The sequence below is a fragment of the Streptomyces sp. NPDC040410 genome (genome assembly GCF_055595715.1).
The window spans coordinates 806402-819909 of record NZ_JBVIVK010000001.1 but is presented as its reverse complement, the minus strand read 5'-3'; the positions used below and the strand labels follow the sequence as shown (position 1 = coordinate 819909).

11 protein-coding genes and 1 pseudogene are annotated in these 13508 nt (G+C 74.1%); 7 read left to right on the top strand and 5 right to left on the bottom strand.

The window, feature by feature from the left end:
* Positions 1 to 67: 67 nt before the first annotated feature.
* Complete coding sequence (locus ACZ562_RS03695; RefSeq protein ID WP_471173793.1) at positions 68 to 808, bottom strand: CTP synthase C-terminal region-related (seleno)protein; 741 nt, start codon at positions 806 to 808, stop codon at positions 68 to 70.
* An 86-nt stretch (positions 809 to 894) separates the two neighbouring features.
* Here ACZ562_RS03695 and ACZ562_RS03690 point away from each other — a divergent pair, with 86 nt between their 5' ends.
* The 4 genes from ACZ562_RS03690 (at position 895) to ACZ562_RS03675 (ending at position 4714) form a co-directional block, all read left to right on the top strand.
* Entirely contained in the window at positions 895 to 1761 is an 867-nt protein-coding gene (locus ACZ562_RS03690; protein WP_471173790.1) for a LysR family transcriptional regulator, read from the top strand.
* 73 nt (positions 1762 to 1834) lie between these two features.
* Positions 1835 to 2458 (top strand): LysE family translocator, encoded by a 624-nt coding sequence (locus tag ACZ562_RS03685; RefSeq protein WP_471173788.1) that lies wholly within the window; start codon positions 1835 to 1837, stop codon positions 2456 to 2458.
* Positions 2459 to 2586: 128 nt separating this feature from the next.
* Positions 2587 to 3711, top strand: coding sequence for a M24 family metallopeptidase (locus ACZ562_RS03680; protein WP_471173785.1), 1125 nt, complete (start codon positions 2587 to 2589; stop codon positions 3709 to 3711).
* Between the two features lie 46 nt (positions 3712 to 3757).
* Positions 3758 to 4714 carry a phosphotransferase family protein gene (locus tag ACZ562_RS03675; RefSeq protein ID WP_471173783.1) on the top strand — a complete coding sequence of 319 codons (957 nt, stop codon included), beginning with the start codon at positions 3758 to 3760 and terminating at the stop codon, positions 4712 to 4714.
* Between the two features lie 56 nt (positions 4715 to 4770).
* Here ACZ562_RS03675 and treZ read toward each other — a convergent pair whose 3' ends face one another.
* A complete protein-coding gene (treZ, locus tag ACZ562_RS03670) occupies positions 4771 to 6516 on the bottom strand; it encodes a malto-oligosyltrehalose trehalohydrolase (protein WP_471173781.1) in 1746 nt (581 codons plus the stop codon).
* Between the two features lie 173 nt (positions 6517 to 6689).
* On the opposite strand from treZ, the gene ACZ562_RS03665 reads away from it, so the two are divergent.
* The 3 genes from ACZ562_RS03665 (at position 6690) to ACZ562_RS03655 (ending at position 9177) form a co-directional block, all read left to right on the top strand.
* Positions 6690 to 7241 (top strand): FHA domain-containing protein, encoded by a 552-nt coding sequence (locus tag ACZ562_RS03665; RefSeq protein WP_471173779.1) that lies wholly within the window; start codon positions 6690 to 6692, stop codon positions 7239 to 7241.
* A gap of 158 nt (positions 7242 to 7399) precedes the next feature.
* Positions 7400 to 8764 carry a M14 family zinc carboxypeptidase gene (locus ACZ562_RS03660; protein ID WP_471173777.1) on the top strand — a complete coding sequence of 455 codons (1365 nt, stop codon included), beginning with the start codon at positions 7400 to 7402 and terminating at the stop codon, positions 8762 to 8764.
* A complete protein-coding gene (locus tag ACZ562_RS03655) occupies positions 8761 to 9177 on the top strand; it encodes an SSI family serine proteinase inhibitor (protein ID WP_471173776.1) in 417 nt (138 codons plus the stop codon). Before ACZ562_RS03660 ends, ACZ562_RS03655 begins: the two co-directional genes overlap by 4 nt.
* Positions 9178 to 9263: 86 nt before the next feature.
* Here ACZ562_RS03655 and ACZ562_RS03650 read toward each other — a convergent pair whose 3' ends face one another.
* The 3 genes and pseudogenes from ACZ562_RS03650 to treY form a co-directional block, all read right to left on the bottom strand.
* Positions 9264 to 10514: a M14 family zinc carboxypeptidase gene (locus ACZ562_RS03650; protein WP_471173774.1), complete on the bottom strand. Its 1251-nt coding sequence runs from the start codon at positions 10512 to 10514 to the stop codon at positions 9264 to 9266.
* A gap of 110 nt (positions 10515 to 10624) precedes the next feature.
* Positions 10625 to 10877 (bottom strand): annotated as a pseudogene (locus ACZ562_RS03645) (dihydrolipoyl dehydrogenase); the annotation flags it as partial.
* Positions 10878 to 11110: 233 nt separating this feature from the next.
* The gene (gene treY / locus ACZ562_RS03640; RefSeq protein ID WP_471173773.1) at positions 11111 to 13492 is read right to left on the bottom strand and encodes a malto-oligosyltrehalose synthase; all 2382 of its coding nucleotides are present in this window, start codon (positions 13490 to 13492) and stop codon (positions 11111 to 11113) included.
* Between the last annotated feature and the right edge of the window lie 16 nt (positions 13493 to 13508).

The window sequence follows — 13508 nt, the reverse complement described above, 5'->3', positions numbered from 1 at the left end:
TCAGGAGTCTGGCACGACACAATGACCGACCAGCCGAGCAGAGGTGCCTCCCTGTTGTCCCCGCCCATCAGTTGATCAAATCTTCGTGCTGTGCCGCACGTTCCACCGCGGCGCGCGCCAGCGCCCGCAGCACCGGGTGGGGGCGCGAGCCGTCGCCGGACAGTTCCGGCTGGAAGAGCGTGGCAAGAAAGAAGGGGTGGCCGGGGAGTTCGGCGATCCGGACGTTGCCCTCCTCGTCGTGCCCGGAGAAGCGCAGACCGTGCGCCCGCAGGGCGTCGAGGTGGCGGGAGGGGCCGTACGCGCAGTGGTAGCGCTCGACGGTCCGCTCGGAGCCGATCACGGACTGGGCGAGGGAGCCGGGCTCGACCGCGACCACGGCCTCGTGGCCGACGAGCGAGCAGGCCAGCGGCTCGATGAGCAGGTCGTCGGCGTCGGCGTCGGGGTCGTTCTCGGCGTGCGCCACGCGGGTCAGCCCGCAGACGTCACGGGCGTACTCCAGGAGCGCGTGCTGGAACCCGCCGCACGTGCCGAGGAACGGGATGCCCGCCTCGCGCGCGGTGCGGATCGCCGCGAGCACCCCGGCCTCGCTGCGGTACGGACTGCCCGGCACCACCCACACCGCGTCGAACCCGCGCACGACGTCCTCGTCCGCGGCCTCCTCGGACGGGATCCAGTAGGCGTCCAGGACCAGCCGGTCGCGTGCGGCAAGGGTGTCGAGCAGGTGGGGGATGCGCGTGTGGGACACGACGTCGGGGGAACGGTCGCCGACCAGGGCGAGCCGGGCGGTCCGTGCTGAGTTGCTCGTCATGGCCCCATCCTGGGTGCGCCCGTGGTTCACGTCCAACGATGATTGCTGGACTGTCGATAAGCGATTCTGATGGCACCCTGGTGGGCGTGGACCCGCACCTCCTGCGCACGTACGTCACCGTCGCCCGCCTCGCCTCCTTCTCCGAGGCCGCGCGCGAGCTGGGCTACACCCAGTCCGCCGTGTCCCAGCACATCGCCGCGCTCGAACAGGACCTCGGCGCGCCACTGCTCACCCGCCGCCCCGTCGCACCCACGGCCGCCGGTGAGCGGCTCCTCGAACACGCGGGCCCGCTGCTGCTGCGCCTGGACGCGGCCCGCGCGGACGTCGTACGGATGGCGGCCGCGCCCGAGCACGGGCTGACGCTCGTGGCCGCACCGACCGCGCTCGGGCCGCGTGCCGTGGCCGCGCTCCCGGCCGCGGGGGTGACGCTGAGGGTGCTGGCCCGCGACGAGATCCCGGTTGCCGTCGCCGGCGGCACGGCGGATCTGGGCCTGGTCGACGGCCTGGCCGCGCCCAGCGACCCGCTGCCGCTGCCCGACGTGGCGCCGCTGACCACGCGCGGCGTGGGAGAGGAGGCCGTCTGCGTCCTCCTGCCCGCCACGCATCCGCTGGCCCGGCGCCCGGGGCTGCGCCTCGCAGACCTCGTCGACGCCCGCTGGCTCGACGCTCCCGACGCCGGCCTGCCCCTGGACCGGCTCCGTGCCGCGAGCGGCGGCCGCGGCTTCCGGCCGGCCCTCCGCTACGACGGAACGGACGTGCGCGTCCTGACCACCCTGGCCGCCGCGGGGCACGGCCTGACCCTGCTGCCCCGGTCGGCGGCCACCGGAGTGCCGGGCGCGGTCGCCGTCCCGGTCACCGAACCACGTCTGGTTCACCGGACGGAACTGGTGTACGCGGGATCGCTCCGGGGCGCGGCGGCGGCGCTGGCGGAGGCCGTGCGGGCGCCCGGCTGACCACCGTGCCCGGCCGCGGCGCCCCCGGAGAAAACCTCTGGCCGGTTCCGGCCGTGCGCGTCACGATGAGCCCATGCTGAGCACCCTCATCGCCTTCCTCGGAGCCTGCGCCCTGATCGCCGCCTCACCCGGCCCGAGCACGGTGCTGATCATCAAGCGGTCCCTGCACAGCAGACGTGCCGGTTTCCTGACCGTGCTCGGCAACGAGACCGGAGTCTTCGTCTGGGGCGTCGTCGCCGCGTTCGGCCTGACCGCGCTGCTGGCGGCCTCCGAGACGGCGTACGACGTGATGCGGATCGTCGGCGCGGTCGTCCTCGTCGGCTTCGGCGTCCAGGCGCTGCGGCAGGCGCGCCGCACCAAGGGGGAACCGGAGAACGGCGGACCGGGGGACACCGTGCAGAGCGGCTGGGCCTCCTATCGCGGCGGGCTGCTGCTCAACCTCGCCAACCCCAAGGCGGCCGTCTTCGCCCTGTCCTTCCTGCCGCAGTTCGTGCCCGAGGGAGCGCCCCACCTGCCGGCCATGGTCGCACTCGCCGCGCTGTGGGCGGTCTACGAAGTCGGCTACTACGGCCTGTACGTGTGGTTCGTCGACCGGTTGAGGACCGTCCTGTCCCGTACCGGGGTGCGCCGGCGCCTTGAGCAGATCTCCGGGGGTGTGCTGCTGCTCCTCGGAGTCCGCCTGGCTCTGGAGAGCTGACGCGTGGCCGGGGGCGCCTGCGAAAACCCGGCCGACCGGCTCGCGCTGCCCCCTCTGTCCGGGCAGGATGCTGCCCGTAGTCCTTTCACCGCCCGCAGCCCCCACACCCGCTGCCCAGGGAGGCCCGGATGACCGGCAGTACGGCCGCGCCCTTCACCGTCGACGACTACCGGGCCCGCATGGAGCGCGCCGCACGGGCCGCCGCCGACTCGGGCCTGGCCGGGCTTCTGGTGGCGCCGGGCCCCGACCTGGTGTGGCTGACCGGATACGCCCCCACCGCGGCCACCGAACGGCTCACCCTGCTGGTCCTCACCCCCGGACAGGACCCCGTCCTCGTCGTCCCCACGCTGGAGGCCTCGGACGCCGCGAAGGCCGCCGGCGCTCCCGCGCTGTCCCTGCGCGACTGGACCGACGGCAAGGACCCCTATGCCGTCACCGCCGCCTTCCTGGACGACGGCGGCTTCGGGATCAGCGACAACACCTGGGCGATGCACCTGCTGGGCCTCCAGAAGACACTGCCCGGCACCTCCTACGTGTCCCTCACCGAGGCCCTGCCGATGCTGCGTGCCGTCAAGGACGCGGCGGAGCTGGACCTGCTGGCCGCCGCCGGCACGGCCGCCGACGAGGCGTTCGAGGAGATCCGGAACCTGCCCTTCGCCGGGCGCCGGGAGTCGGACGTCGCTGCCGACCTCGCCGCCCTGCTGCGGCGGTTCGGGCACTCCCGGGTGGACTTCACCATCGTCGCCTCCGGCCCGAACGGCGCCGACCCGCACCATGAGGCCGGCGACCGGGTCATCGGACGCGGCGACATGGTCGTCCTCGACTTCGGCGGCCTGAAGGACGGCTACGGCTCCGACACCTCCCGCACCGTCCACGTCGGCGAACCCACCGACGAGGAACGCCGGGTGCACGACATCGTGCGCGAGGCCCAGGAAGCGGGCTTCACGGCGGTGCGGCCCGGTGCCGCCTGCCAGGAGGTCGACCGGGCCGCCCGCGCGGTCATCGCCGAGGCCGGGTACGGCGAGTACTTCATCCACCGCACCGGCCACGGCATCGGCGTCACCACGCAGGAGCCGCCGTACGTGATCGAGGGGGAGGAGCAGCCCCTCGTGCCCGGAATGTGCTTCTCCGTGGAACCCGGCATCTATCTGCCCGGCCGTTTCGGGGTACGCATCGAGGACATCGTCACGGTCACCGGGAACGGGGGCCGCCGCCTCAACGACACGACACGCGAGATGGTCATAGTGGACTGACCGAGCCCAGAGCCCCTCCACCACCCCGGACGACAACGGCGCGACCATGACCCAGGCACCGACACCCACCGCGGACACCGTCCGACGGCTGGTCCGTTCCCTGCTCGAGGACGGCGCGGACTCGGCCGCCGCCGGACCCGACGTCCGGCCCGTCACCGCGGGCGGTGAGCACTCCACGTGGTGGGTCGGCACCCGCCATGTGCTGCGGCTCGCCCCCGACCGCGAGGCCGCCGCCCGCCAGCGCCGCGAACTTCGCCTGCGGGACCTGGTCCGCCCGCACCTCCCGGTCGCCGTGCCGACGAGCGTGGCGCACGGCGAGTGGATGCCCGGTCTGACCTACACCCTGGACACCAAGGTGCCCGGCGGCTCGGGGGAGGACCACGACGTGTCCGCCGTCGGAGAGGCCGACCTCGCAGGGCTGCTCGCCGGGCTGCGCGAGGTGCCCCCGCGGCAGGCGGAGGCGCTCGGGCTCCCGCGCGCCGCTCCGCGCTCCCTGGCGGCCCTGCGCCGCGCCGCCGAGCGTGCCGCCCAACGCCTCGCCCGGGCGGACGAGTTCGACCCGGTCCGCCTCCAGCAGCTCACGCCCCCGGTCGCGGTCCAGCTCGCCGCCCAGCCCGGCACCGCGGTCCTCGTCCATCACGGCCTCAAGGGTGAACACCTCGTGGTCAGCGTCGACGGCCGGGTGCGCGGCGTCCTCGACTGGACCGGCGCGTTGGTCGGCGACCCCGCAGAGGACATCGCCGGGCTGGCGCTCGCCGTCGGATCCCCCGCCGCCGTCCGCGCCGCGACCCTCGCCGGCTACGGCGCACGCCCCTGCCTGCGCGGCCTGTGGCTCGCCCGCTGCGACACCGTCATCCGCCTCGCCGACCGCCTCGACGGCCGGGACACCGGCCCCCTTCCGCTCCTGCGGACCCAGCTGCGACGCGCCTGGGAGGCGATCCTGCTGGAGAGGGTGACGGAACTGCGCGACGAGGAGAAGGACGACGCGGAGGACGCCCTCTAGTGCCGCAGCTCAGGGGCGGCACTCACCGCCGTCTGCCCGCGTCGGCGGCGGCGCGCTCACGCCTGCAGCAGCACCGCGCACGACTCGCCGGGCACGTGCAGTACGCCGTCCGCGCCCGGCGCCTCGACGGGCTCCCACGCGGCCAGGACCTCCGCCTCGCGCGGGCCCAGGGGGATCGCGGCCGGCTGCTCGGAGAGGTTCACGACCACCCGTACGTCCCCGCGCCGGAAGGCGAGCCAGCGCTCCTCCTCGTCGTACGCCACCTTGATGTCGGCGAGGTCGGGATCGGTCAGGTCCGCCTGCTCGTGCCGCAGCGCGACGAGCCGGCGGTACCAGGCCAGCACGCGCGCGTGAGGCTCGCGTTCCGGCTCGGACCAGTCGAGACAGGAGCGGTCGCGGGTTGCCGGATCCTGCGGGTCGGGCACGTCCTCCTCGGCCCACCCGTGCGCGGCGAACTCCCGCCGTCTGCCCCGCCGTACGGCCTCGGCGAGTTCGGGATCGGTGTGGTCCGTGAAGAACTGCCAGGGCGTGCCCGCCGCCCACTCCTCGCCCATGAACAGCATCGGCGTGAAGGGCCCGGTCAGCGTCAGCGCGGCGGCGCAGGCCAGCAGCCCGGGGGAGAGCGTGGAAGACAGGCGGTCCCCCTGGGCGCGGTTGCCGACCTGGTCGTGGGTCTGGCTGTAGCCGAGCAGCCGGTGCGCGGCCACGGTCGCACGGTCCAGGGGGCGTCCGTGGTGCCGGCCCCGGAAGCTCGAGTACGTGCCGTCGTGGAAGAAGCCGCCGGTGAGCGTCTTGGCGACCGCGGCGAGGGGAGTGCCCGCGAAGTCGGCGTAGTAGCCCTGGGACTCGCCGGTCAGCGCGGTGTGCACGGCGTGGTGGAAGTCGTCGTTCCACTGGGCGTGCAGCCCGAGCCCGCCCTCCTGGCGGGGCGTGATGAGCCGAGGGTCGTTCAGGTCCGACTCGGCGATCAGGAGGAGCGGCCGGCCCTGGTCTGCGGCGAGGGCGTCCACGGCCGTCGACAGCTCCTCCAGGAAGTGGCACGCGCGCGTGTCCGCCAGGGCGTGCACCGCGTCCAGGCGCAGCCCGTCGAATCGGTAGTCGCGCAGCCAGGCCAGCGCGCTGCCCAGCAGGTACGCCCGCACCTCGTCCGAGCCGGGCGCGTCCAGGTTGACGGCGGAACCCCACGGGGTGTGGTGCGTGTCCGTGAAGTACGGGCCGAACGCGGGCAGGTAGTTGCCCGACGGGCCCAGGTGGTTGTGCACCACGTCGAGGACCACCCCGAGGCCGAGCTCATGCGCCCGGTCGACGAAGCGTTTCAGCGCCTCGGGCCCGCCGTACGGCTCGTGCACCGCCCACAGCGAGACCCCCTCGTACCCCCAGCCGTGCCGACCCGGGAAGGGGCACACCGGCATCAACTCAACATGTGTGACCCCCAGTTCGGCCAGGTGGCCCAGCCGCCCGGCGGCCGCGTCCAGAGTGCCCTCGGGCGTGTACGTGCCCACGTGCAGCTCGTACAGGACCGCGCCCGGCAGCGGACGTCCGGCCCACTCGGCGCGCCACGAGTACCGCCCGTGGTCGACGACCGCGCTCGGCCCGTCCGGCCCGTCCGGCTGCCGGCGAGAGCGCGGGTCGGGCAGCACCGGCCCGTCGTCCAGTGCGAAGCCGTACCGTGTGCCGTCGTGCGCCTCCGTCTCTCCCGTCCACCATCCGGCCCGCTCAGGATCGCGCGCCAACGCGCGCGTGGCGCCCTCGCAATGGAGCGTCACACGGCCGGCCTGCGGTGCCCACACCTCGAACTGCACGGACGGTTCCCCTTCGTCTGCTCACCGTGATGTAGCCCGTCCATGGTGCGTCAAACGAGATCAATCCGCTTTTGAATCACCCCTTTTGCGGCGGGTGTCGTCAGGTACGTGCGCGTGGCGGCCGTTTTCACGTTTTCTGGACACGCGGGGTTCACTGCCCGACAATCACGAGCGTGACGTCGTCCTTCGAGTTCAACACGTACCCCGCGCGGCTGTCCGACGTGGAGCGCGACAAGGCGCTGAAGGTGCTGCGGGACGGCGTCGCCATGGGCCGTCTGTCGCACGACACGTTCGTCCGGCGCATGGAGCTGGCCCTCGCCGCCCGCCGTTCCGACGAGCTCGCCGCGCTCACCGCCGACCTGCCCACCGAGAGCCGCGTCTCGCGTCTGGTGTTCGGCACCGTGGAGGCGGTCTCCGGCTTCACGGTACGGCTGCGCAGGGCCTGGCAGGCCGAGCGGCTCCCCAAGCTGCTGCTGCCCCACCCGGGCGACGGGCATCCTCTGCGCATCGGCCGCGACCCCGCGAGCGGGCTGCGGCTGAACCACGAGACCGTCTCCCGCGTGCACGCCGAACTCAGCCGCCAGGGCGGCATGTGGGTGCTGCGGGACCTCGGCTCGACCAACGGCACGACGGTGAACGGACGACGGGTCATCGGCGCGGCCGTGGTCCGGGAGGGCGACCAGGTGGGCTTCGGGCGGATGTCGTTCCGGCTCGCCGTGAGCTGAACCGCACCCTGCGCAGTGTAGCTCTGGCCTGGGCTTTACCCGGTGTCGTTGTGCCGGACCGGCCCAATCCCGTCTCCGCTCGGCGGTGTTGACGTGACGGTCAACTCGTGACTGACTGTGCTTACACCATGCACACCAGGTGAACCGACGGCACCACATTGTGGAGGTGTGCCCTGCCGCCCCTCCGCCGCTACCCGACCGTCGACGAACTCGGCACCCGGGCCGCCGCGCTCGTCGCCCGCCATCCCCGGGACGCCCGGCTGCGCCGTATCGGCACCTCCCGCGCGGGCACGCCCCTGTGGCTGCTGTCCGTCGGCCACGGCAGCCGCCAGGCCCTCGTCGTCGCGGGACCGCACGCCAACGAGCCCGTGGGCGGCGCCACCGTCCTGCGCCTGGCCGAGCGGGCCGTCGCCGACCCCCGCCTCACCGTCGGCGCCGACGCCACCTGGAACCTGCTGCTGTGCCTGGACCCCGACGGCCTGCGCCGCAACGAGGGCTGGCTGCAAGGCCCGTACACCCTCGGCCACTACTTCCGGAACTTCTTCCGTCCCGGCTTCCTCGAACAGCCCGAATGGCTGCCCGACGGAGCGGCCGGCGCCCTACTGCCGGAGACCCGGGCCCTGCTCGACCTCCAGGACGAACTGCGGCCCTTCTTCCAGTGCTCCCTGCACGGCGTCGACGTCGGCGGCGGCTTCGTCGAGCTCACCCGCGAGCTGCCGGGCCTCGCCCAGCGCGTCGCCCAGTGCTCGGCCCGCCTCGGCATCCCGCGGGAACTCGGCCCGTACGACACGCTGTACTGGCCGCGGCTGGGACCCGCCGTCTACCGGATCCCGCCCCCGCGCGTGGGGGACCTGGCCGCGGCCATCACCGAGGCCGCCGTCGACTCCACGTGGTTCCACCCGCACCGGCACGGCACGGTGACCGCGATCGTCGAGGCGCCCATGTGGGGCGTGGCCGCCGTGGAGGACGACTCCGCGCCCCCGGACCTGGAAGCGGTGCTGCGCACCGTCAGCCACACTCTGCGCCACGACGCCGGCCGACTGGAGCGGCTCCTCGCGCGGATCCGCCCCGCGCTCCTCGCCGCCCCCGACGCGGCACCGCTGCTCGCACCGGTCGACGACTATTTACTGGTCTGCCCCGGGCTCGCCGACGCATGGGACCCGGACGTCGCCGACGGCGCGCGCCCGCTCCCGCCGCTCGGCACCGCCCACCTGGCAGCCCTGCGCATCGCGGGGCGGCGGCTGGCGCTGCGGACGGCGGGGCTGCTGCACCAGCTCGTGACCCGCGTCGGCACCGACCCCGAAGGCGCGCTTTTGGAGCTGGACGGCTTGGTCGACGCGTGGTGCGCCGACTACCGCGACGGGTGCGGGGCGCGCTGGATCCCGGTCGCCCGTCAGGTGGAGTACCAGTCGCGCGTGGTGCTCGCCGCGTTCGAACTCGCCGGGCGGCACGCGCCAGCATGCTCCCGTTCGGGTGAGTCGGGGTGGGGTTCCGAGGCCGCCGTGCCGATGCATCTGGAATGACGCACACCACTGCAGCGAAAGCGGCACGTGCCGGCCTGCTGGCCGCCGCCGCTCTCCTCCTCGCCGGTATGACCCCGGCTCAGGCGACGGCCCAGGAGGCCCTCCCGGCCAACTGGCTCTACCTCACGGTCACCAAGGGCGAGTCGCGTTCCGGCGACACGCGCGGCACCCTGCTGCTGTGCCGCCCGCCCACGGGCCACGCGCACGCGGCGGCAGCCTGCGCGGAGCTCGAGGCGGCCGACGGCGACCTCGGTGGCCTCCAGCCACGGACCGCCTTCTGCCCGATGATCTACGCGCCGGTGACCGCCCACGCGCGCGGGCGGTGGAACGGACAGCGCGTCGCGTACACGGAGACCTTCTCGAACGCGTGCGAGATGGAAGCGCGCACGGGCTCGGTGTTCGTTCTGGACTGACCCGGGAGCCCGACGGCCGGTGCCGTCGGGATGGTGCGCTGCACGCGTGCGGGAGCCTGTTTCAGGCTCTGAGGAGCGGCGGTGTCTCACACCGGCCGGTCGCGCGCGTGCAGCGCCGCCGCCACGACCGTGCGGGACTGGTGCTCGACCTGGTGCTCCAAGGGCACCCAGCGGGCCTCGAAGCGCTCCGCGAACGCTTCGCTCCAGGCCGCCACCAGCCGTTCGAGACGCGGCGCCGCATGGTCGCCGGTCTCCAGCAGGACACGCAGCAGCATCGCCGCCGCCCGCAGCGGCAGCCTGCGCGCGAACGCGTCCACACTGCCGACATAGGCCCTCGTGTGGTCGGCCGGCGGAGTGTGGATCCAGTCCGAGGCCAGGCCCGGCACCAGCTCCAGACCCCACCTGGCGGCCCGCAGCAGAGGCCCGTCGACGCCCTCCAGACGCGGCAGCGCCTCCGTGAGCACCCGCTCCACCTGCAGCGCGTCCTGCCGCAGCCGGCCCGCCAGCCCGCGCATCGCCGCGGCCGGCGCCGGGTGCGGTGCCGGGTCGTCCACCAGGTCGCTCGCCCACATCGGCACCTCGACGACCGCCGTGAGACCGCCGTACCGGTGGATGTGGTGCCAGGTGCTGTGCCGCGCGTCGTCCGGCATGCTCGGGTAGGCCGCCCCCGTACCGGGCGCCGGCATCACATGCACGCCGGGCCCGGAGGCGGGCCAGCCCGCCGCGTCCGAGGCGGCCGTCTCCACCGGGATGTGCAGCTCGGCCGCGGACTTGCCGAACGGCTCGGCGAGTCCCGGCACGTCCTTCGTCAACTGCACCCAGCTCCCGCCCAGATCGGTCCCGTGCAGGGTCACCTGCAGGTAGGGCCGCAGCTGGTCGATGACGCCGGTCAGGACCCGCGTCTCGGGCGGCAGCCGGTCGGGCGGCAGCACGGACGGCGACCACTCGGGCTGCTCGGGCCCCGCGGGCCGGAAGAAACCGAGGTGGTAGTCGAAGAGGCTGCGTGGCGCCGGCGTGACATGGAGGCTCGCGCCGTCCGGGTCCGCGCACAGCAGAAAGTGCCAGGACGTGTCCGCCCGCAACTCCCGCTCGTTCAGGACCCGTTCGGCGACCGCGAGAAGTGCCGGGCCACCCGTCGGTTCGTTGGCGTGCGCTCCGGCGACCACCAGCACGCTGCGCCGCGCCTCGCCCACCGACAGCAGGTGCAGGGGTCTGCCCGCGCGGGAGATCCCCACCTGCCTCAGGGCGCACACGCCCGGCCGGTGAGCGGCCAGCGCCCGGGCGGACGAGACCAGTTCGGGCACAGTGGGGTAGCGCAGCTCCGGCAGAGGACTCACCCCCGTCATGTCCGCCCGGCCTCGCAATCCGCAGTACCCCACGGTCTCGGTGACGTGTCAAGGCCACCTCGGGGGAGGCTCCTGGGGGCGCGGGGCGCGGGCCCCGGCGCTCACTGCTGGCGCAGCCCGCGCCCCGCCGGCGTCAGGACGCCTCGCCGACCGCCTCCGACAGCGTCGGGTGCGCGTGGACGTGCCTCGCAGGGCTGGGCGTTCCGCCGACGATCAGCCGGCTCTCGGAGATCATCTCGGACACGTGCGGTCCCACCGGATGCAGCCGAGCACCAGGGCCGCCACCCGTTTCGGCGACCACTTTCACCATCCCGTGCTGCCCGTGCACCATTCCCTCGCGACGGCGGTCAGCGGTGCCCGAGGCCCGCGTCGGCCAGGCCCAGTCCGCCGGTGACCGGGGCCCGCCCACGAGCCGGCCGTCCGGGACGAGCCCCGGGAGCGGACGCGGTCGCGAGCCGGTCGCGAGGGCGAATCCCACGGCGTGCGGTGAAGACGCGCCCGCCCGAAACATGACCGTCGTCCACTCCTACGAGGACTGCGACCAGGCCCCGCGGCGGACGGCTGAGGCCCGTCACCCGAGGGCTCGATCAGCCGCCCTCCGCGGACGCTTCCGGTCCGGCCCCGCCGACCCGCTCCAGCAGCACCACCGGCAGCCGCTCGAAGAGCTCCGCCACGGGTGCGTGCCCCGTGAACTCCCGCTCCGGAGCCAGCACGTCGGCCCACCGCCCCGGCGGCAGCGGAAGCCGCGTGTCGCCCCAGCCGCCCGCCTCCGCCAGCCGCAGCGACAGCCGTGTCACGGCGGTGACCACCTCCCCCGAGCGCGCGAACGCCACACAGTGAGCCGCCGCCGGACCCTCCGCGGCCAGCGGGGCGTACGCCGCCGCATCACCGAAGACGTCCGGCCGTCGCGCGCGCAGCCGCAGGGCCGCCCGTGTCACCGCGCCCTTGTCGCCGGGATCCTCCGGAGGAAACCGCACGGGCCGCCGGTTGTCCGGGTCCACCAGCGCCAGGTACTCCTCCTCCGTGCCCTGGTACACGTCCGGCACACCCGGCATCGTCAGGTGGACCAGGGCCGCACCCAGGACATTCGCCCGGATATGGGGTGCCACCCTGCTTCGCAGGGCGGCCACGTGCTCGCCCGGCACCCCGCACGGCCCCGCCGTGACGAAGGCCGCCACCGCCTCCTCGTACGCGGGTTCCTGCTCCGTCCAGCTCGTGTACATCCCGGCCTCGCGCACATGCTTCAGCAGCGCCCCCCGTACGCGGTCCCCGTCGGCCGGGCCGAGCCCGAACACGGTCTGCCAGGCCGCCCACGCCAGCTGGGCGTCCGGTACGCCCTCGCCGCCGCGGGTCACCTCGGTCAGCACGTCCGACCAGCGCTGCGGGCACTCGGTGAGCACGGCCAGCGCCGCCCGCACGTCGGCGCTGCGCTTGGTGTCGTGCGTCGAGGCGACGGTTCCGGTGGTGGGCCAGTCGCGCTGCACGCGCGCGCAGTAGGCGTGGAAGTCCTCGGGGGACACGGCCGGGCTGCCGGGGTTCCCGCCCACCTCCGTCGCCGACAGCAGCGGTACGTAGCGGTAGAACGCCGTGTCCTCCACGGATTTGGCACGCAGCGCCGACGCGGTCTGCGCGAACCGTGTGCGGAACTCCACGTGCTCGGGCCCGTCACCGGCCCGCCCCAGCACGAGGTCGCGCACCACGGCGACGGCACCGGCCTCCTCGGGCACGACGAAGGCGAGCCGGGCCTCGGCCGCCGCCTCCTCGGTGACGACGGCTGCCGCGTCACCCGAGGCATAGGGCCGGTAGACCTCCATGCGGACGAGGAGCTCCTGGAGCGCGGTGCGCAGCGCCCAGGGCGCACGGTCGCGCAGCGCGGGCTCCGGGGACGTGGCGCACAGCCGTCCCGCCACCCGGGTCAGCCGGTCGACCTCGGCGGCCAGCTCGTGCGTGAGCACCTTGTACGCCGCCCGCCGCCCCGTCGCAGCCCAGTCCCCGCCCCGGTCCGTCTGCGGGGCCGCGAAGCGCCGGTACCGGCCGAGGAGTTCCCCGGCGCCCGCGGGGTCCGTGAAGAGGCCGTCGACGTGCCGCAGGGCGTCGTAGCCGGTGGTGCCCGCGACCGGCCAGGAGGCCGGCAGGTGCTCTCCGTCCGCCAGGATCTTCTCCACGACCGTCCACCGGCCGGCGGTCGCGTCGTGCAGCCGCAGCAGATACGCGTCGGGGTCGGCGAGACCGTCGGGGTGGTCGACGCGCAGCCCGTCGACGACACCCTCGTGGAGCAGCGAGAGGATCTTGTCGTGTGTGGCCTCGAAGACCCCCGGGTCCTCGACCCGCACCCCGATGAGTTCCGAGATGCTGAAGAAGCGCCGGTAGTTCAGCTCGGTGCGGGCCAGCCGCCACCACACCGGCCGGTACCACTGGGCGTCCAGGAGCTGCGGCAGCGGCAGCTCCTCGGTGCCCTCGCGCAGCGGGAACGCGTGGTCGTGGTAGCGCAGGACGTCCCCGTCGACCCTGAGGTCGCCGATCACCGCGCCGAGGGGGTGTCCGAGCACCGGCAGCAGCACCTGGCCGCCCTGTGCCTCCCAGTCGATGTCGAACCAGCGCGCGTACGGCGATTTGGGGCCCTCCCGCAGCACCTCCCACAGGGCACGGTTGTGGCGCGGAGCCATCGCCATGTGGTTCGGGACGATGTCCACGACCAGGCCGAGGCCGTGCTCCCGAGCGGTGTGCGCCAGCGCCCGCAGCCCGTCCTCTCCGCCCAGCTCCTCGCGCACACGCGCGTGGTCCACGACGTCGTAGCCGTGCGCCGAGCCCGGGACGGCCTCCAGGACGGGGGACAGGTGCAGGTGCGAGACACCGAGCGAGGCCAGGTAGGGCACGGCCGCAGCCGCGGCCCCGAACGGGAAGTCGGGCTGCAGCTGCAGCCGGTACGTGGCCGTGGGCGGAGCCGTACGAGATCGCTCAGGTGTCATGCAGACCTACGTACCC